Below are 19,010 nucleotides of genomic sequence, written 5' to 3'. Positions count from 1 at the left end.
CAATTCACCCCGGGATGTTGGCGCGAAGGGCGCGGTCATAGCCGCGGATGATTTCGTAGAACCCGCTGGGCGGATCGACGCTTTTCAGAACGATCTCGATGGTCCCGCTCTCGGTGTCGGGAGCCGGCGGCGCGTCCGCCTCAGACCCCCTGCCGGGCCCGCGTCCGCGCCCTGCGCCGCCGGTCTTGGGCGCGCCGGGAAAGGCGATCGACAGGGTCTCGCCATCCTCGGTGACATGAATTTTCAGCACCATGCGGAACTCGGCGATCTCCATCGCCTGCATGCCGGTGAGGCTGACCAGCGGCGCATAGGCGGTGTGCAGGGCCGGACCGTCCGGGGTGTCGATCGGGTATTCGAACGCCACCATGCGCGGAGTCAGAAGCGGCGGACCCTCCGGGTCGCCGGGCGGTGCTCCGGGCGGGTCGCCGCCGCCGCGATCACCATCATCGCCAGCAAGGCGGGCCTTGCGCGCCGCAAGCGGGACACCGTCCTGCGGCCGGTCACGTCCTGAGGGCGGCGGCGCAGGCGGCGGTTCGGGCGGGCGCGGTTCGCGCACCTCGAAGAAGCGGTAGACCATCTGAAGGTTCTGCTCACGTGCAATGTGCGCGGCCTGATGGACCGCCGACTTCACCGCCGTGACGAAGGACTCAAGGGAGATCATGATCCTGCCAAACTATTTGAAATTGTATTTTTGCAGGATTGCGCAAGAAGTAAAGCTTTAAGTAGAAGTTCGCCGCCATTCGCGTCCCGGGGCTGCCATCCGCCTGAGCCCGCCCGGACCGCCGCCACCCTGCTGCATCTGCGAAGAGGCTTGACGCGGCGCCGTGGGAAGGGGTCATCTGCGCGCCATTCGCCGGGGCCCCGACGGGCACGTGACCGGCCAGACCTGTTTTGAGGAGACGGACCGATGAGTTCCGAAGATCCGATTGTCATCGTTGGCATGGCACGCACTGCAATGGGCGGCCTGCTGGGTGAATTGTCCGCGCTGTCCGCCAATGAGCTGGGCGCGCTGGCGGTGAAGGCCGCGCTGGCTGAGGCCGGCATCGCCGGGGATGATGTGGACCAGATCTATATGGGCAATGTGCTCGGTGCCGGTCAGGGCCAGGCCCCGGCCCGCCAGGCGGCCATCAAGGGCGGCCTGCCCAAATCGGTCGAGGCGACCACGCTGAACAAGATGTGCGGCTCGGGCATGCAGGCGGCCATCATGGCGCGCGCGGCGATCGCATCGGGCGAAGCCTCGGTGATCGTGGCCGGCGGCATGGAATCCATGACCAACGCGCCTCACCTCCTGCCCACCCACCGCACCGGCTTCAAATACGGCCATGACGTGATCAAGGACCATATGGCGCTGGACGGGCTGGAAGACGCCTATGAGCACAAGGCCATGGGCATCTATGCCGACATGATCGCGCGCGAGCACCAGTTCACCCGCGAGGACCAGGACGCCTATGCGCTGGAAACCCTCTCGCGGGCCCTGAAGGCCACAGAGACCGGGGCCTTCAAGCGCGAGATCACTCCGGCGACCATTTCAGGCCGCGGCGGGGACACGGTGGTGGACACGGACGAGCTGCCCAAGCGCGCGCGTCCCGACAAGATTCCGCAGCTGAAGCCCGCCTTCTCCAAGGATGGCACGGTGACCGCGGCCAACGCGTCGGCGATTTCCGACGGCGCGGCGGCTCTGGTCATGATGCGCCGCTCGGAGGCCGACCGCCGGGGCCTGAAGCCGCTGGCCAAGATCGTCGCAACAGCCGCCCACGCTCAGGAGCCGGCCTATTTCACGACCGCTCCCGTGCCCGCCATGCGCAAAGTGGTCGAACGCGCCGGCTGGACCAACGCGGACGTGGATCTGTGGGAGATCAACGAGGCATTCGCGGTGGTGCCGATGATCGCCATGAAAGAGCTGGGCCTGAGCCATGACGTGGTGAACGTGCATGGCGGTGCCTGTGCGCTGGGGCACCCGATCGGCGCGTCGGGCGCGCGCATTCTGGTGACTCTGATCGCGGCGCTGGAGACGCGCGGTCTGAAAAAGGGCGTGGCCTCGCTATGCATTGGCGGCGGCGAAGCCACCGCCATGGCGATCGAGCTGATCTAGGTCTGCAAAGACACTGAAGGCGTGAGCCCGGGCTGCCTTCGTGGCGGCCCGGTGCCCGGTTCAGCCCGTGCTGTGCCCGAACGCCGCGTTGAGGCGCGACATCTGGCCTGCCACCGGATTGGGTGCTGCGGGCGCGGCGTCTCCGTCAAACAAGGACCGGTCCAGCCGGGACAGGCGTTCGTGCAGGGTTGCAGCGCGCAGTGCCAGGTCGCCCAGACGCGGCGGGCAGGGATCGTCGCCGGCCGGCCACAGCGCGTCTTTCTGGCGTGATGGCGTCAGCCGGTAGCGCTGCTCGGCGGCTTCCACAGGGTTCATGTCGCCTTCGGCCACGGCCCGCTGGGTGAGCAGCCAGGAGGCGCACTGCATCAGCTGGGTGGTCAGGCTCATGGATTCGGACGCATAGGCGAGCGCGCCGGACCGGCCGAGCCGCTTGGCGTCCTCGCGCCCGGCACCGTCCAGATAGCTGGCGGTTTCCTCCACCAGCTCCATCCCGTCCCGGAACAGGCGACGGAACAGCTCGGACGCTGCAAATTCCGAGACCCGGCTTTCGACACCGGGCCCGCGCTCTGTATCAACCGGGCTCATCAATTGCGCCTTTTCCTCATTCTCATGCCTCATGCGGTCATCCGCTCATCGCGACCCAAGCAAGCCGGGGGCCAGAGCCGCCATCAGCGCCTGTCAGCCGCGCCTGAACACCGCCTCGGCCGCACTCATCTTGTCGCGCTTGTGGTCAATCATGGCTTCTGCCCGGGCAATCTCGCTGCGCAAGGTCTCGATGCGCAGCTCCAGCTCTGCCACCGCCATCAACGACAGGTCTTCGCCGGGCCGGATCGTGCCCGCAGGCTGGGTATGCGGTTCATCCTGAAACATGGTGCACCCGCTTTCCGTTTACGTCCCAAGTCTGGCAATCTAACGCCTAAGCGCAGCGGAGTCCCGTTTTCCATGTCCCATTCCATCCGCATTGTCACCGCGCCGTCTCCCGGCGGGCCCGACGCCTTGCGCATTGAAACGCGCGACCTGGCCCCGGCGGGCCCCGGCGAGGTGCTGGTCGAAGTCGCCGCTGCGGGCGTGAACCGGCCCGATGTGTTCGAGCGCATGGGGCTCTATCCCCCGCCACCGGGCGCACCCGAGGGCCTGGGCCTGGAGGTGTCCGGCCATGTGCGCGAGACCGGTGAGGGCGTCACGCATGTGCGGCCCGGAGATCCGGTGGTGGCGCTCACCGCGGGCGGGGGGTATGCCGACATCGCGCGCGCTGACGCGGGCTGTGTACTGCCTGCGCCCGGGGGCGTGGACCTGATCCATGCGGCGGGCCTGCCCGAAACCGTCTTCACGGTGTGGAGCAATGTGTTCGAACGCGCCCGTCTGCAGCCGGGCGAGTGCTTGCTGGTCCATGGTGGCGCCAGCGGAATCGGCACAATGGCGATCCAGATGGCCAAGGCGCATGGCGCGACGGTCATCACCACGGCGGGCTCGCCGGAGAAGTGTGATCTGTGCCGCCAGTTGGGGGCCGATCTGGCGCTCAACTACCGCGCGGATGACTGGGTGCAGGCGGTGAAGGACTTTGGCGGGGCGGACGTGATTCTGGATATGGTGGGCGGCGACTATGCTGCGCGAAACCTGTCTGTGTTGAACCTCGACGGGCGGCTGGTCATGATCGCCTTCCTGAAAGGGGCGCGGGTGGAGCTGGACCTGATGCGGGTCATGCTCAAGCGCCTGACGCTCACCGGGTCGACCGTGCGCAGCCGTCCCGCTGCAGACAAGGCGGCGATCGCCGAAGGCGTTCACGCTCAGGTCTGGCCGTGGATTGCAGCGGGCCAGGTGCGGCCCGTGATCGATTCGGTCTTTGCGCTGCCGGACGTGGCCAAGGCCCATGCCCGCATGGACGCCATGGCCCACGCGGGCAAGATATTGCTGACGCCGTGACCGGGCGGTTGCAAACTGATGTTTTCATAGCCGCGCGCGCAGGCTATAAGCACGGCGAATAAATCCTTTCATCATCTGGATGCGTATGCGCCGGTGCTGAAAGGTCGGTCGACGGAAAGCCCGGCGGTCCGCGCCGGGTTTTTTTATTGCAAACGAGGTTGGACGACATGGCTGACATTCTCATGCCGAAGGCGACAGCGGTCTGGCTGGTGGACAACACCGCGCTGACCTTCGAGCAGATTGCCGATTTCACCGGCCTGCACCATCTGGAGATCAAGGGCATCGCCGATGGCGATGTGGCCGCGGGCGTGCGCGGTGCCGATCCGGTCGCCGCCGGTCAGCTGGAGCGCGACGAGCTGGCGAAAGCCGAAGCCGACCCGTCCTACCGCATGGCGTCCAGCAAGCCGAAATATTCCGAATACCAGGAGACCGGCCGCAAGGGTCCGCGCTACACTCCGCTGTCGCGCCGCCAGAACCGGCCGGACGCCATTGCGTGGCTGGTGCGCAATCACCCCGAGCTGACCGACGGACAGATCTCCAAGCTGATCGGCACCACCAAATCCACGATCGAATCGGTGCGCAGCCGCGAACACTGGAACTCCTCCAACATCAAGCCGACGGACCCGGTTTCGCTGGGCCTGTGCACACAGATCGATCTGGACGCCCAGGTGACCAAGGCATCCGCGCGCCGCGCCCAGATGGAGAAGGACGGCACGGTCAAGATCGAGGAAGACGTGCTGAAACCCGCCGAGGAATACGACGCGCCGAGCACCGCGCCGACCACGCTCGACGAGCTTTTCGGCAAGCCCAAGCGCAATGCCCGCCACGATGACGACGACGAAGACTAGGTTTGGGACAAGGGCGCCTCGCCCGCCCGCCGCTCTGCGGCGAGATAGTCGTGACTGCGCATCTCCATCAGGCGTGACACGGTGCGCTGGAACTCGAAGGCGTAATCGCCCTCGACATACAGCGCATCGGCCTGCGCCTGCGCACTCATCACCAGCTTGGTGCGCGCCTCGTAGAGCGCGTCCACAAGAGTGGCGAAGCGCTTGGCCTGATCGCGCCGGCGCGGGCCCAGCTGGGGCGCATGATCGATCATCACGGTGTGAAAACGCTCGGCCAGCATCAGATAATCGGCCGGGCCCAGCGCGCGGTCACACAATTGCTCAAAGCTGAAGCGTGCAACGCCCGCTGCCGCGCGCGGCACCGCCAGCGTGCGCCCCTTCACGGTCAGCTCGCAGGGGCGCGCCTGGGCGCCCAGTGTCAGCCGCTCGAACGCCGCATCCATGGCCGCGTCGGCCGCCTCGCCCAGGGGCGCATAATAGACCGGCGCCGCTTCCAGCCGCTCCAGCCGGTAATCGCGCCCGGAATCGAGCCGCACCACATCGAGCCGCGCCTTGATGGCGGCGATGAAGGGCAGGAAGAGCTGGCGGTTGATCCCGTCCTTGTAGAGATCGTCCGGCGCCCGGTTCGACGTGGCCACCAGCACCACCCCGGCGGCGAACAGATGGTCGATCAGCCGGCCCAGCACCATGGCGTCGCCCACATCGGTGACCTGCAGCTCGTCAAAGCATAACAGCCGCGTCTCGCGCGCCAGCGCCGCCGCCACGCGCGGCAAGGGATCGGATTCCTGACGCGTGCGCTCGGCCGTGATGCGCGCCTGCAGCTCCTGCAGGAATTGGTGGAAATGGACACGTCGTTTGGCCGCAATGGGCGCGGCGTCGAAGAACAGATCCATCATCAGGGATTTGCCGGTGCCCACCCCGCCCCATAAATAAACCCCGCACGGGGCCGGGCGTGCGCGGCCGAACAGGCCCGTCCTGCCGCCCTTCCAGTGTGCTATTTCACCCGCCAGAGCGGTCAGGCGCTGCGCCGCGGCGCGCTGCTCAGGGTCGGCCTGCAGCCGCCCGTCCGCCACGGCGGCGTCCAGCGCCTCCAGCGGTGTCATGCGGCCAGCCAGACGGCAATGGCACCGCCCATCAGCGCAGCGGCCAGCGCGGCGGCGAGGATCAGCAGGGCGGGGCGTTCAATGCGGCGCATGCCCACCCGATTAGCCTGCCGCGGCCAACTTGGCAAAGCGCCGCCCCGGTTGCAAACTGCGCGCCGGAGAGGGGCATGATCAAACGCGGCCTGACAGACGAGGAGATCGCCCAGCTCACAGCGGCGGGCTTCACCCCTGCGCTTGCCAGCGCCGTGGCGCGCGAGGCGCTGACCATGCGCTGGCTGTTTTTGCGGCGCGGTGTATCGGGATTGTGGGCTGTGGCGGCCGCTATCGTGATCGGGATCGCCATCTTCATCGTGTCGTGGCAGGTCGAGGATATCGCCTGGTTGATCGCGGTGGCAGGATCGCTGCTGTCTTTTGTGCAATATACGCCGCATCTGGAGGCCTGGAGCCTGAAAGACACCGCGCCGCCCCGCTTCGCCGCGCGCACGCTGGCGATCATGGCGGTGATCGCGCAGCGAAATCCGAAAGCGGAGACTAACCCGCAACTGCGAAAGCTGCGAACGCTAGCCGAAGGTCTTGACCCGCTGGCGCACCCGCACACCCAGCTGCGCCTGCTCGCGCAGGCGTTGGACGATGAATCCGCCAGTGAACGTGCGGTTCGCAAGACGGTCGCGTCCAGCGACGGCGTGCGCGCCACGCTGGTGTTCGGTCTCGTTGTCCTCGCGATCGTCGGGATCATCGTCACCCTGGCGTTGGGCGCGCGCCCGTTCTGACCTGCCGCCTTGCCGGGCGGGGCGGTTTGCAGTGAAGTGCGCGCCTGTTCTGGCCGAGGAGACCTCCCGCATGACCGCCCAGCCCGCCCTGACGCTGTTTCACGCGCCCATGACCCGCTCCATCCGCCCGCGCTGGGCACTGGAAGAGATGGGATTGCCCTACACGCTGGAGCGCGTGGCGTTCGACCGGGGCAATGTGGGCGGGGACGCCTACCGCGCCGTCAATCCCATGCAGAAGGTGCCCGCGCTGAAAGACGGCGATCAGGTGATCCTGGAATCCACCGCGATCCTGGAGTACCTGGTCACGAAGCATGGCCCCAGCCCGCTGGCGGTGACGCCGGACGAGCCGGACTATGGCCGCTATCTCGAATGGCTGCATTTCGCCGAAGGGACCATGTCCATGTCGGTGAATCTCACCCTGGCCCACACGATGCTGCTGCCTGAAGAGCAGCGCAATCCGGCGCTGGCCCAATGGGCGCTGGCCAATGTGAACCGCCAGCTGGTTCAGGTGGCCGAGCGGGGCCTCGGCGACGGGCGCGAATGGCTCGCCGCCGGGCGCTTCACTGCCGCCGACATCTCGATGGGCTATATGTTCTATCTGCTGAAAATCGTGAAGCAGTTCGACAATGCGCCCGAGCCGGTGAAAGCCTATTTCGACCGCATCAAGGTGCGCCCCGCCTGGCGCAGGGCCAGCGCGGACTGACATCGCGGGTGCCCGCGAGCGTAAACAGAAAGCCGTCATGATCCAGGGCGCCGAAACCATCGAGGCGGGGCTGGCGCGCCTGGCGCGCCTGCACCCCAAATCCATCGATCTGTCGCTGGGGCGCATAGAACGCCTGCTGGCGGCGCTGGGCGATCCGCAGCACCGCCTGCCGCCAGTGATCCATATCGCCGGCACCAACGGCAAGGGCTCCACCGCCGCTTTCCTCAAAGCCATCGCGGAAGCGGCGGGCGAGCGGGTCCATGTCTACACCTCGCCTCATCTGGTGCGCTTCAATGAGCGTATCGTGCTGGCCGGAGAGATCGTCAGCGACGACACTTTGCGCGACGCCTTCGCGCGCTGCGAGGCGGCCAATGACGGGGCGGACATCACGTTTTTTGAAATCACCACCGCCGCCGCCTTCCTGCTGTTTTCTGAAACACCAGCCGACCGGCTGATCCTGGAGACGGGGCTGGGCGGGCGGCTGGATGCAACCAATACGGTTCCCAACCCCCAATGCACGGTGATCACGCCGGTGAGCCTCGATCACCAGGCGTTTCTGGGCGACACGATTGTGCAGATCGCGGGCGAGAAAGCCGGCATCATCAAGCCGGGCGCGCCGGTGATATGCGGTCCGCAGGGCGAGGCGGCGCTGAAAGTCATTGAGGCAGCCGCTCGGCGGCGGGGCGCGCCATTGCAGGTCTGGGATCGTGATTTCTCTATCCGGCCCGAGCATGGCGGTCTGGTCTATGAGGAAGAAAACCTGCTCTGGGATTTGCCCGCGCCGGGTCTCAAGGGCGCTCACCAGATGGCCAATGCGGCGCTCGCCATCGCGGCGGCGCGGGTATGCGGTTACGCGCTGGATGCTGTGCGCGCGGGTGTGGCCAATGCCCGCTGGCCGGCCCGCCTGCAACGCCTGACGGCCGGACCGCTGGCTGACATCGCCCGGGGCGGACATGCCGAACTATGGCTTGATGGCGGGCACAATCCGGCGGCGGCGCAGGCGCTGGCTGCGGCGCTGGGCGAGATGGAGGCGGCGCGCGAACGCCCGCTGGTGCTGATCTGCGCCATGTCGCGCAACAAGGATGCGCAAGGCTTCCTCAGCTGGTTTTCCACCCTGGCCGCCCGGGTGATCGCCGTGAGCTTCTCCGGCGGGCGCGAGGGGGCCCATAGCGCCCAGTCGATCGCGCAGGCTGCCCGGAAGGCAGACCTGCCCGCCCAGACCGCCGCCGGCCTCGTCGAAGCCGTGCATGACGCGCTGGAGGACTATGACCAGCCGCGCATCGTCATCTGCGGCTCGCTTTATCTGGCGGGCGAGGTGCTGGCCATGGGGTCGGGAGACAGCGTCCAGACGACACCGGGTTAGGGCGGCGCGCCGGGCTTTTTCGCACTCGCAGCAGCGGCGGGCGATGACAGGGCCTGCCTGACGCGCATACTGTCCGGACCTGCCCCCGCCGGAGTTCACCCATGCCCCTCAATGAGCCCGAGAGCGCCATGAGCGCCCGCCTGCCCGGCACACCGGATCAGCTGGCGGCCTTCTGTCTTGAGGCGCTGGCCGGCGGATGGGGCGAGGACTGGGATGCGCCACTGGTCAATCCGGTGGGCGATCTGGCCGCCCAGCTCTTCTCCGGCCTGCGCCGGGGCGCAGTGTCGGTGGAGGGGCTCAAAGCCCTGATCCAGCATTTCGCCGATAACGGCCTGGCGGCACGGGCGCGTGCCCTGTCGGTGCTACATGGCGACGGGTTGTCAGGTGCTGCCGAAGCGGATGTGCGCAGCCAGCTTGAGGCGCTGGCGGGGGAAGGGTTTGACGCCTTCGCCGCTGCGGTGACGCGCAAGCGCGGCGGCGTTGTCTTCACGGCTCACCCGACGTTTGCCCTGTCGCGGGCGGTGCGCGATGCACTTGCCGGTGCCGCCGTCAACGGCGAGACCGGGGCGCTGGTGGGCACCGGCCACGTCCACGGGCCGGATGAGGACGTCACCCTCATCAACGAGCATGACGAGGCGATGGCCGCCGTGGCGGCCGCCCGCGAGGCGCTGACCGCGCTGAACGCCCTGGTGCTGGACGTGGCGCGCGCCGCTTTCCCGGATCGCTGGCGCTCGCTCGATCCCGACCTCATCTCGCTGGCAAGCTGGGTGGGATATGATCTCGATGGCCGTACCGATATTCACTGGGGCCGCTCCATCGCCTTCCGCCTGCAGGAAAAATCCCGCCAGCTCATGCGCTATGCAGCGCTGATCGAGGCGTCAGGGGCGCGGGCGCTTGAACCGCTCGCCGCGCGCTTGCGCACAGCCGCCGAGGCGAGTGCGGGGCACGCGGCGCTGTTTGAAGCCGATCTGGATGACCCCTCGGCTGTGGTGCGCGCCGCCAATGCGCTTACGGGGAACTATCCGGAGCGCCTGACCAGCCTGTCCGGGCCCGTCGCCGAACTCGATCGTGCCATCGGTGACGCGGACGATGATGTGGCGGCCCGGCTGGTCCTTCTGCGTGCGGAGATGAAAGCGGCGGGCCTGGGCGCGGCGCACATCCATCTGCGCATCAACGCAGCCCAGCTGCGTGGCGCCGTGCGCGCCGATCTGGGGCTGGAGGATGATTCAGACGATTTCGGGCGTCTGGCCCTGACCCGCTCTGCCGAGCGGGCGGCCGAAGCGCAGGTGCGCACGGTCAGTTTTGCGTCCGTGTTTCTCGAACAGATGACGGCCCGGCGCCAGTTCATGCTGTGCGCCCAGCTTCTCAAGCATGTGGATTGTGATGCGCCGATCCGCTTTCTGATCGCCGAATGCGAGACCGCGGCCACGGTGATGGGCGCACTCTATCTGGCGCGCCTCTATGGCGTGACCGACCATGTCGACATTTCGCCCCTGTTCGAGACGCCTGACGCGCTGGAGCGCGGCGGACGGCTGATCGAGCGGCTGCTGGCCGAGCCGGTCTATCGCGATTACATCGCCGGGCGGGGACGGCTGGCCATTCAGCTGGGCTATTCCGATTCCGGGCGTTTCATGGGTCAGGGCGGTGCCCAGCTGGCCATTGAACGCCTGCATATCCTTACCGCCCGCGCTCTGGCGCGCTATGGCGTGAAGGGCGTGGCGGTGGTGGTGTTCAACACCCATGGCGAATCCATGGGGCGCGGCGCCCATCCCGGCGGCTTCAACGAGCGGCTGGACCATTTGCTGACGCCCTGGGCGCGCGGCAAGTTCGCCGCCGCCGGCGCGCCGGTGATTCACGAGACCAGCTATCAGGGCGGGGACGGGTTTTTGCACTTTGCCCGGCCCGAACTGGCACGCTCGGTGATGATGTCGACTGCCCGCCATCTGCTCGCCGCGCCGGACGCGTTGGGCGGTGATCCGTTCTATGCCGAGATTGACTATACCTGGGACGTCTACCGGGCGCTGAAAGCCTGGCAGGAATCGCTGTTCGACAATGCTGACTACCGCCTGGCCGTGACGGCGTTCGCGCCCAACATGCTGGTGCGCAGCGGCTCGCGCCGGGCCAAGCGGCCGGGCGCGCCGGGCCAGAGCCTCGATCTCTCCATGCTGCGCGCCATCCCCCATAACGCCGCGCTGCAGCAGCTGGGCATACCGGTCAATGTGTCCGGCGGGCTGGGCGCGGCGATCGGGTCGGAGCCTGAGCGCATGGCGGCGTTTCTGGAGCGCTCGCCGCGCATGGCGGCACTGCGCGGCATGATTTCGCGCGCGCGCACCCTGACCAGTCTTAATGCGCTGCGCGGTTATGCGCGCCTGTTCGACGCCAGCGAGTGGACCGGGCGGGCAGCGGCGGCGCGGTCGGAAGCCGCCGAGCGCGCCTTCCTGGCGCTGGCCAGCCGCCTGTCCGACCAGTCGCGCCAGACGGCGCTGACGCGGCTCGGCAATCATCTGTCAGCGGATCTGATGCGGTTTGACCGCGTCGCCGACGGGTCGGACCATGCCTGGCGTGACGATCCTGACCGGCGTGCGGTGGAGGCGCTGCACGCCATCCGTCAGGCGCTGATCATGCAGGCTTTCCTGACCATTTCGCGTCTGCCGGCGTTTTCACGCCGCCATGATCTGACGCGTGAAGACCTGATTGATCTGGTGTTTGCCCTGCGCATTCCCGAGGCTGTGACTGCGCTGGAGGAAATTTTTCCCGCCGCGCGCCCCGGTCTGGAATTGCTGGACGCGGTGGAGGAGCAAACCGGCGCGGACGAGCCGGCGCGGCGCGGCTACCCGGAAATCCAGGCGCGGATCGTCCAGCCACTGGCCGAGCTTCATCCGATGATCGGCCAGATCACCGTGGCGATCAGCCATTATTACCGGGCGTTCGGCTGACGTGCGCTCAGGCGACGCCGATGCGTGGCGGGCCGCCATGGGCGGCTTCTGATGGTCCGAAGGCGCGATTGAGCGTGACGGTGGAATCGCTCGCCAGCTCGATGGCGGCGGTGAGGTGATCGAGCACTTTCACATTATTGGCCAGCACATGCAGTGCCTCGGGGCGTGTGTCGGCAGAAATCTTCGTACACCGGACAAGCACTTCGGCACGCAGCGCTTGAAGAATGTCTTCCAGCTTCAGGCCGGCCGGATTGTCGTCGGAGACCAGGTAACGCGTCATGTCCGCCTCCTTGGTTGCGGGATCTGAAGCAGGACCATGGCACAGGCGCGTCATTTTTCTGTAAACGCAGATGGCGCGACTTGCCCGTGCAGGCCGGGCGGTTCAGTTTGCCCGCGATTCATCAATCAAGAGGAGTGCGCAATATGGCGGAACGGATCGGAGCGGCGGCGCTGGCAAAGGCGCTCGACGGCTGGCAGGCGGTGGAGGGGCGCGACGCGGTGCGCAAGGTGTTCCGCTTTGACGATTTCAAGACCGCCTTCGGCTTCATGGCGCGCGTCGCCCTGAAGGCTGAACAGATGAACCACCATCCTGAATGGTTCAATGTCTACAACACGGTGGACATTACCCTTTCGACCCACGATGCCGATGGCGTCACGGCGCTGGACAGGGAACTGGCCGAATACATCGAGACGGCGGCGCGCTGACAGCCTTCAGGGATGCCGCCGGTCAGCCCGAATGGATCATCACCGTGTCGAGCAGGACGCGTGCGCGGCCAGGACCGATGAGACGGTCGGTCTCGCTTTGCAGCAACGCCGCGATCGCCTCGGCGTCCGGCACGTCGGGCCAGGCGTACTGGCGCGCTGTATAATTGAGCACGGCGCGGGTATAGGCATCGCGCAGCCAGGGTTGGCGCGCCTGCACCAGCGAGCGGTCCTCGGGCTCTTGAATGTCTAGCCCGAACGCCACCTGCAGCTGGCCGACCGTGCGTGCGCGGTCGCGCACCGGCACATGCACCGGAGCCTGAGCTGTATAGCTTGCAGCTGTGGTGATGTGACGCCCTGACGGCGTTTCCAGCCCGCTCGCGCCAGCGGGCGCAGTGGCGAGGGCTGCCGCCGCGCACAGGGCCGCCGCCATGACGGACCGGGATGAGACAATAGGAATCATGAGGCCATCATGGCGCCACGCCCGTAAAGGATTGGTATGCGGGCGGGGGCGTGCGGCTTTTTTATGCGGGTTTGCCGCCAGGCGTCTGGGGCCCGGGACGCGGGGCCGGCTCCGGCATCCGGACATCGTGTGCAGCTGGCCTGAAAGGGCGTGACGCATTACCCCGGACCGGGCTGCGCGCCTTGCGCCGATTGCGGGATCGTGACTTGCGGGCCGCCGCATCCCGTTGCGCAGGCGCAACCGGCTATCCATGGCTTCGCATCTTGCACGGAAGGTCTGGTGGAGCCGAGGGGAATCGAACCCCTGACCTCGTCATTGCGAACGACGCGCTCTACCAACTGAGCTACGGCCCCGTATCCAGAGGCGCGATCGGATACGGAGACGCCCCTGTGTTGTCAAGCGCGCCCGCCAGCGCCGTGCGCGCCTTGCAGGCCGCGCGCGCGCCGGGTAAGGCAGAGATTATGCCGCCGTTTCGCCCGGCAAGGAGGTTTCATGACGTTCGGACAGGCGCTGATCTACTATTTCATCCACCCGGTGCTGACGCTTCTGGTGATTGTGATTTTCGTGAACGTGATCCTGACCTGGCTGGTCGGGTTCAATGTCGTGAATCCGCGCAACCCGCTGGTCAACACAATCGGGCGGGTCACCGAGGCGATCACTGCCCCGCTGCTTAGTCCGATCCGGCGTGTCCTGCCGACGCTGGGCGGGATGGATTTCGCTCCGTTGGTGCTGTTGCTGATCATTTTCTTCGTCCGCGACTGGCTGGTTATGGGTCAGTTGTGGCCGCTGCTCGGCTGACGGCGCGCTTGACGTGCGCCGTGGTGCGGGTCCATGAGCGCGCGCCATGACCGAAGCTGATCCGATCCTGCGCCCGTCGGGCCGCCGCGCCGTTCTGATCGATGGCAAGGCCACCGCCGCCGAAGTCGACGCGGCCGCCCGGGAGGGCGCGCTGGCCCTGGCGGAGCGGCTGGGCCGCAAGCCGTGCCTGGCTGTGGTGCTTGTGGGCGAGGACCCGGCCAGCCAGGTTTATGTGCGCAACAAGATCAGGCGCACCGAGGCTGCCGGGATGACCTCTCTGGAGCATCGCCTCCCCGCGTCGGTGAGCCAGGACGAAGTGCTGGCGCTGGTTGCACGCCTCAATGCAGATGCAGGGGTGGATGGCATTCTGGTCCAGCTGCCATTGCCGGACGGGCTCGACGCCACGGCTGTGGTGCAGGCCATTGACCCGGCCAAGGATGTGGACGGGCTCACCGCGGCCAGTGCAGGCGCGCTGGTGCTGGGAGCGCCGGGTCTGCGCCCATGCACGCCGTCAGGCTGCGTCTATCTGGCGCGCCGGGCGCTGGGTGATCTGTCCGGGCGCCATGTGGTGGTGATCGGGCGCTCCATCCTGGTGGGCAAACCGGCCGCGCTGTTGTTCCTGCAGGCGGACTGCACGGTGACGCTGGCTCATTCGCGCACGCGCGACCTGCCAGGCCTGGCGCGCCAGGCCGATATTCTGGTCGCGGCTGCGGGGCGTGCGGGCATGGTGGGGGCGGACTGGATCCAGCCAGGCGCGGCGGTGATTGATGTCGGCATCAACCGGGTCGACGGCCCGGACGGGACCAGCCGCCTGGCGGGCGATGTGGACTATGAGGCGGCGTTGGATGTTGCGGGCTTCATCACGCCCGTGCCCGGCGGTGTCGGGCCGATGACCATCGCCATGCTGCTGATCAATACGGTAGCCGCTGCCGCCCGCCGCGCAGGCCTGGACCTGCCCGGGCCGGCAGCCCGGGTTCTGGCACCTTAACCAAACCTTAAGCCTGTGCGCATATCGCTATGCAACCGTTGAAGGAGGCGACCCTTGTCCCCGGACCTGAACGTATTGCATGTCGAGGACGACTTCGCGGACGCCATGTTGCTGCAGCAGGCGCTGCGTGATGCCGGGGCCTATGCGTTCAAATTCGAGGTGGTGCGTACATTGCACGACGCCAGCTTCAAGCTGCGCCGGCGCGGTTACGATCTGATCATCGCCGATCTTCGCCTGCCTGATTCCACCGACCCCAACGAGACCGTGGGCCTGTTGCAAAAGCATGCCGGCGAGGCACCGATCCTGGTGCTCAGCGGGTCCGTCGGCATTGACGCCGAGAGGATCGGTACGGACATCCCCCTGCTGGACAAGAACCTCTATTTCGACGGACGCGCCTCGAAACGCAGTGTCGAATTGCTCAGCCGTGTGCTGGAAGCCGCCTCGCGCGACCGTGATGCGGTGATGATCTGACGCCTGGACCTTGGCGCGCGCCAGCCTAGCTACCGGTTCATGAGTGTTTCCCTGACTTCTTTTCCTGAGAACTACCGCGCACTGGTGTTCGGTGCTGGCGGCGGGCTGGGCGCAGCATTCGTGCGGGCGCTGGCCGTTGATCCGCGTTGTTCGGCCGTGTTCGCGGTGTCGCGCCGCCCGCTCGCGCTTACGGGCGCGACAGCACTGCAGGCCGATTTCGATGAGCCGGCCAGCATCGCCGCGGCGGCGGAGGCGGCCAGCGCGGATGGTCCGCTGCATCTGGTGATTACAGCCACGGGCATTTTGCACGACGGTGCTGAGCTGCAGCCGGAGAAATCCTGGCGTGATCTGGACGCGGACCGGCTGGCGCACGTGCTGCGCATCAATGTGATCGGCCCCTCGCTTGTCGCGCGCCACACGCTGGACCGCCTGGCGCGAGGCTCGCGTGACACGCCGGACAAGGCCGTCTGGGCGGCGCTCTCGGCGCGGGTGGGATCGATCACCGATAATCGGCTGGGCGGCTGGCACGGCTACCGGGCCTCCAAGGCCGCACTGAACCAGATGATCCGCACCCTGTCAGTGGAGCTGGCACGCAAGGCGCCGGGTGCCGCCTGCATCGGCTTGCATCCCGGCACGGTGGATACCGGCCTGTCCAAACCGTTTCAGCGCAATGTGCCTGACGGCAAGCTGTTCACAGCGGAATACTCTGCCGGAAAACTGCTGGGCGTGATCGACACCATCGGCCCGGCAGACACCGGACAGGTGTTTGATTGGGCCGGCGAGCGGATTGATCCCTAGACGGTGCCGGCCGCCCGGTCGGGCAGGGTGAAGTGAAAGCGCGCGCCGAAGCCGGGCTCTGTGTCCACCCATATGCGCCCGCCATGGCGCTCGACCGCCTGCTGGCAGATGGCCAGTCCGATACCGGTACCGGCGAAGGCTTCGCGATTATGCAGGCGCTGAAACGGCGCGAACACTTTCTCGGAAAAGCGCGGGTCAAAGCCGATCCCGTCATCGGCCACGGTGATGCGCCACGCCTCGCCCTCGCGCTCGGCGCGCACAACAATGCGCACGTGAGTCCCTTTGCGGTATTTGAGCGCATTGGTCAGGAGATTCTGAAACAGGAGCCGCATCAGGGTGAGATCGGCGTGCACGTCGGGCAGCGGGCCGCACTCGATCTCCGCCTGCGCTTCGCTGACCATCAGGCTGAGCTCGTCCAGCGTGGCCTTCAGAAGGGCACCCAGGTCCACGGGCTCGAATTCGAGGTCCCGGTTGGATGTGCGCGAGTAGGCCAGCAAATCATCAATCAGCCGGCGCATGCGCTGGGCGGCGTCCACCAGATAGGCCAGGCTCTGGCGGCCGTCTGCGTCGAGCTGGTCCTCATAGCGCCGCGCCAGCAGGCTGGCGAAAGCGGAAATCTTGCGCAGAGGCTCCTGGAGATCGTGGGAGGCAACCGTGGCGAAGCGGTCCAGCTCGCGGTTGGAGCGCTCCAGCGCGGCGGCGTATTGCTCAACGGCGCGCGAGGCGGCCAGGGCGATCTGCAGACCATCCGGCCCTGCATACAGGGTGAAGGCTGAAGGCGCGTCACCAAGCCCCCGCCCCGGCCACGGGCCGGGCCCATAGGCGGCGATGAAGGCGGGATTGACGGCGGCAATCGACCCGCCAACATCGAGCACGGCAGCCGGATCAGGCAGGGCGTCAAGCACTGCCCGCCAGGTCAAGCCGGAAAAATGGGGGTCAGCGGCTGTATCGGGCATGGGGCATCAACGGGGTCAGCGAATCGGACAGGCGGCGAGTATACTGTCAGTGTGCGCGGTGCTGTCTCCTGCCTGGATCATCGGTGCCGCGCGCGCTGGCCATGATCCTGCGAGACGGTATGCTGCGCACAGAGTGTCCCGCTGGCCTTTCCAGGATTTTTTGCCTTGACCCAGACGACTGCGCCCATCTTCCAGGTGTCCGACCTTCATGTGACCTTTGATACGCCCGACGGTGCCGTGAACGCCGTGCGCGGCGTGAGCCTGGAGATAGCCCGGGGCGAATGCCTCGCCGTTGTGGGCGAGTCCGGGTCGGGCAAGAGCCAGACCTTTCTGGCGGCGATGGGGCTGTTGGCGTCGAATGGCAAGGCGTCGGGCTCGATCCGCTACGCCGGCGAGGAAATCCTCAATCTCGCGCCCCACAAGCTGAACCGGGTACGCGGACGGAAGATGACCATGATCTTCCAGGACCCGCTGACATCGCTGACCCCGCACATGCGCGTCGGCGACCAGCTGAAAGAGGTTCTCGACGTCCATCTGAAACTGCGTGGCGAAGAGGCCGAAAAGCGCTGCGTGGACTGGCTGGAGCGCGTGCGCATCCCCGAAGCGCGCCGGCGGCTGCGCCAGTTTCCCCACGAGCTGTCAGGCGGCATGCGCCAGCGTGTCATGATCGCCATGGCCATGCTGTGCGAGCCGGACCTGCTGATCGCCGACGAACCGACCACGGCGCTGGACGTGACCGTCCAGGCCCAGGTGCTCGACATCATGGATGACCTGAAGGCGGAGACCGGCGCCGCCATTGCGCTGATCACCCACGACATGGGTGTGGTGGCGCGCATGGCCGACCGGGTCCAGGTGATGAAGGATGGCGCCTATGTCGAAACCGGCGATGTGCACGACATCTTCAGCGCGCCGCGCCACGCCTATACCCGCATGCTGCTGGACGCGATGCCCCGCCTGGATCAGCCGGGCAAGCTGACCGGGGCGGCCCCGCGCAAGGGCGAAGCCACCGATACGCCCATGCTCGAGGCGGTGGATCTGAAAGTTCAATTCCCGGTCAAGGTCGGCGGCGGCCTGTTTCCCAAGACCAAGCCGCTGAAGGCGGTGGACGGGCTGAGCTTTGCGCTGCTGCCCGGCGAGACGCTCGGGATTGTGGGCGAGTCGGGGTGTGGCAAGTCCACGCTGGCCCGCGCCGTGCTGCGCCTGGTACCGTCAAAGGCCGGCGCGGTGAGCTGGATCGGCAAGGATCTGCTGGCGCTGAACCGCAAGGATATGCGCGCCGCGCGCGAGGATTTGCAGATCGTCTTCCAGGACCCGATGGCCTCGCTCAACCCGCGCATGACCATTGGCGCTTCCATCGCTGAGCCCATGCTGACCTATCGCCGCTTCATGAGCGCGCGCGAGCGCGAAACCGAAGTGCGCGCCATGATGGAGCGGGTCGGGCTCGATCCCGATATGATCAACCGCTATCCCCATGAATTGTCCGGCGGCCAGAACCAGCGCGTGGGCATTGCCCGGGCGATGATCCTGGAGCCCAAGCTGGTGATCTGTGACGAGGCGGTCAGCGCGCTGGACGTCTCGATCCAGGCCCAGATCATCGAGCTTCTGGTCGGTCTGCAGGCCGATTTCGGACTGTCCATGCTGTTCATTTCACACGACCTGTCGGTGGTGCGCGAAGTCTCCCACCGGGTCATGGTGCTGTATCTGGGCCGGGTGGTGGAACTGGCCGACCGCGATACGATCTATTCCGATGCGCGCCACCCCTATACGCGCGCCCTGATCAGCGCCGCACCCATCCCCGATCCGGCGATCGAAAAGTCCCGCAAGCGTCTGAAACTGTCCGGCGATCTGCCCAGCCCGCTCGACAGCCGCGCCCAGCTGCGCTTCCTGAAATCAAAGCTGATCGACGATCCGGACGCCGAGCAATACCGGCCCCGGCTGATCGAAGTGGCACCCGGTCATTGGGTCGCCGAGCACGATCCCATCGAGACACTCGCCGAGATTGAACCGGCCTGACCGGCGTGTGTCAGCAATTTCATTTGCTGTCCGCGGGCGGACGCCTATCCTTTGTACCGGGACGGGGCGGGCTGTGAGAGGCTGCA

The 19,010-nt window shown here is 66.9% G+C and carries 20 protein-coding genes, 1 tRNA gene and 1 pseudogene; 14 read left to right on the top strand and 8 right to left on the bottom strand.

From position 1 onward, the window contains the following. Window positions 1-4: 4 nt before the first annotated feature. Window positions 5-661, bottom strand: coding sequence for a hypothetical protein (locus L2D00_09705; protein ID WBQ12116.1), 657 nt, complete (start codon window positions 659-661; stop codon window positions 5-7). A gap of 246 nt (window positions 662-907) precedes the next feature. Here L2D00_09705 and L2D00_09700 point away from each other — a divergent pair, with 246 nt between their 5' ends. Then, complete coding sequence (locus tag L2D00_09700) at window positions 908-2,092, top strand: acetyl-CoA C-acyltransferase (protein WBQ12115.1); 1,185 nt, start codon at window positions 908-910, stop codon at window positions 2,090-2,092. Window positions 2,093-2,152: 60 nt separating this feature from the next. Here the strand turns inward: L2D00_09700 and L2D00_09695 are convergent, their stop codons facing one another. Both L2D00_09695 and L2D00_09690 read right to left on the bottom strand, forming a co-directional pair. Further along, a complete protein-coding gene (locus L2D00_09695) occupies window positions 2,153-2,710 on the bottom strand; it encodes a DUF1465 family protein (protein ID WBQ12114.1) in 558 nt (185 codons plus the stop codon). Window positions 2,711-2,770: 60 nt separating this feature from the next. Next, window positions 2,771-2,962 carry a DUF1192 domain-containing protein gene (locus tag L2D00_09690; protein ID WBQ12113.1) on the bottom strand — a complete coding sequence of 64 codons (192 nt, stop codon included), beginning with the start codon at window positions 2,960-2,962 and terminating at the stop codon, window positions 2,771-2,773. A gap of 72 nt (window positions 2,963-3,034) precedes the next feature. Here L2D00_09690 and L2D00_09685 point away from each other — a divergent pair, with 72 nt between their 5' ends. Both L2D00_09685 and L2D00_09680 read left to right on the top strand, forming a co-directional pair. Next, entirely contained in the window at window positions 3,035-4,015 is a 981-nt protein-coding gene (locus tag L2D00_09685; protein WBQ12112.1) for an NAD(P)H-quinone oxidoreductase, read from the top strand. A 167-nt stretch (window positions 4,016-4,182) separates the two neighbouring features. Then, complete coding sequence (locus tag L2D00_09680) at window positions 4,183-4,863, top strand: DUF1013 domain-containing protein (protein WBQ12111.1); 681 nt, start codon at window positions 4,183-4,185, stop codon at window positions 4,861-4,863. On the opposite strand, the gene L2D00_09675 is transcribed toward L2D00_09680, so the two are convergent. Then, the gene (locus L2D00_09675; GenBank protein WBQ12110.1) at window positions 4,860-5,963 is read right to left on the bottom strand and encodes an AFG1 family ATPase; all 1,104 of its coding nucleotides are present in this window, start codon (window positions 5,961-5,963) and stop codon (window positions 4,860-4,862) included. The genes L2D00_09680 and L2D00_09675 overlap by 4 nt on opposite strands. Window positions 5,964-6,130: 167 nt before the next feature. Between L2D00_09675 and L2D00_09670 the strand changes: the two genes are divergently transcribed. From L2D00_09670 to L2D00_09655, 4 genes are all read left to right on the top strand, one after another. Beyond that, window positions 6,131-6,733 (top strand): hypothetical protein, encoded by a 603-nt coding sequence (locus tag L2D00_09670; protein WBQ12109.1) that lies wholly within the window; start codon window positions 6,131-6,133, stop codon window positions 6,731-6,733. A 70-nt stretch (window positions 6,734-6,803) separates the two neighbouring features. Beyond that, window positions 6,804-7,436, top strand: a complete 633-nt coding sequence (locus tag L2D00_09665) for a glutathione S-transferase family protein (protein WBQ12108.1) — start codon at window positions 6,804-6,806, stop codon at window positions 7,434-7,436. Window positions 7,437-7,473: 37 nt separating this feature from the next. Continuing rightward, the gene (locus L2D00_09660) at window positions 7,474-8,799 is read left to right on the top strand and encodes a bifunctional folylpolyglutamate synthase/dihydrofolate synthase (GenBank protein WBQ12107.1); all 1,326 of its coding nucleotides are present in this window, start codon (window positions 7,474-7,476) and stop codon (window positions 8,797-8,799) included. A gap of 101 nt (window positions 8,800-8,900) precedes the next feature. Further along, complete coding sequence (locus L2D00_09655) at window positions 8,901-11,735, top strand: phosphoenolpyruvate carboxylase (GenBank protein WBQ12106.1); 2,835 nt, start codon at window positions 8,901-8,903, stop codon at window positions 11,733-11,735. Between the two features lie 7 nt (window positions 11,736-11,742). On the opposite strand, the gene L2D00_09650 is transcribed toward L2D00_09655, so the two are convergent. Next, window positions 11,743-12,015, bottom strand: coding sequence for a hypothetical protein (locus L2D00_09650; protein WBQ12105.1), 273 nt, complete (start codon window positions 12,013-12,015; stop codon window positions 11,743-11,745). 143 nt (window positions 12,016-12,158) lie between these two features. Between L2D00_09650 and L2D00_09645 the strand changes: the two genes are divergently transcribed. Next, entirely contained in the window at window positions 12,159-12,440 is a 282-nt protein-coding gene (locus L2D00_09645; protein WBQ12104.1) for a 4a-hydroxytetrahydrobiopterin dehydratase, read from the top strand. 22 nt (window positions 12,441-12,462) lie between these two features. Here the strand turns inward: L2D00_09645 and L2D00_09640 are convergent, their stop codons facing one another. Both L2D00_09640 and L2D00_09635 read right to left on the bottom strand, forming a co-directional pair. Next, complete coding sequence (locus L2D00_09640) at window positions 12,463-12,900, bottom strand: hypothetical protein (GenBank protein WBQ12103.1); 438 nt, start codon at window positions 12,898-12,900, stop codon at window positions 12,463-12,465. A gap of 277 nt (window positions 12,901-13,177) precedes the next feature. After that, window positions 13,178-13,253 (bottom strand) — tRNA-Ala (locus tag L2D00_09635). Between the two features lie 139 nt (window positions 13,254-13,392). On the opposite strand from L2D00_09635, the gene L2D00_09630 reads away from it, so the two are divergent. The 4 genes from L2D00_09630 to L2D00_09615 are packed head-to-tail and all read left to right on the top strand — an operon-like array spanning window position 13,393 to window position 15,955. Next, window positions 13,393-13,698, top strand: coding sequence for a YggT family protein (locus L2D00_09630; protein WBQ12102.1), 306 nt, complete (start codon window positions 13,393-13,395; stop codon window positions 13,696-13,698). Between the two features lie 46 nt (window positions 13,699-13,744). Next, a complete protein-coding gene (gene folD / locus L2D00_09625) occupies window positions 13,745-14,686 on the top strand; it encodes a bifunctional methylenetetrahydrofolate dehydrogenase/methenyltetrahydrofolate cyclohydrolase FolD (GenBank protein ID WBQ12101.1) in 942 nt (313 codons plus the stop codon). A 54-nt stretch (window positions 14,687-14,740) separates the two neighbouring features. After that, on the top strand, window positions 14,741-15,157 hold the full coding sequence (locus L2D00_09620; GenBank protein ID WBQ12100.1) for a response regulator: 417 nt from the start codon (window positions 14,741-14,743) through the stop codon (window positions 15,155-15,157). Between the two features lie 39 nt (window positions 15,158-15,196). After that, window positions 15,197-15,955, top strand: a complete 759-nt coding sequence (locus tag L2D00_09615; GenBank protein WBQ12099.1) for an SDR family NAD(P)-dependent oxidoreductase — start codon at window positions 15,197-15,199, stop codon at window positions 15,953-15,955. Here the strand turns inward: L2D00_09615 and L2D00_09610 are convergent. Continuing rightward, window positions 15,952-16,911: an ATP-binding protein gene (locus tag L2D00_09610; GenBank protein WBQ12098.1), complete on the bottom strand. Its 960-nt coding sequence runs from the start codon at window positions 16,909-16,911 to the stop codon at window positions 15,952-15,954. The two genes, L2D00_09615 and L2D00_09610, sit on opposite strands and share 4 nt — an antisense overlap. Window positions 16,912-17,121: 210 nt before the next feature. On the opposite strand from L2D00_09610, the pseudogene L2D00_09605 reads away from it, so the two are divergent. Beyond that, a pseudogene (locus L2D00_09605) lies at window positions 17,122-17,856 on the top strand (ABC transporter ATP-binding protein). 72 nt (window positions 17,857-17,928) lie between these two features. Beyond that, entirely contained in the window at window positions 17,929-18,924 is a 996-nt protein-coding gene (locus L2D00_09600; GenBank protein WBQ14503.1) for an ATP-binding cassette domain-containing protein, read from the top strand. The last annotated feature ends 86 nt before the right edge of the window (window positions 18,925-19,010 follow it).

It is taken from the genome of Hyphomonadaceae bacterium BL14 (genome assembly GCA_027627705.1).
GTDB lineage: Bacteria > Pseudomonadota > Alphaproteobacteria > Caulobacterales > Maricaulaceae > Oceanicaulis.
The sequence above is the reverse complement of the archived record's forward strand: the minus strand, read 5'-3'. Positions and strand labels throughout refer to the sequence as shown.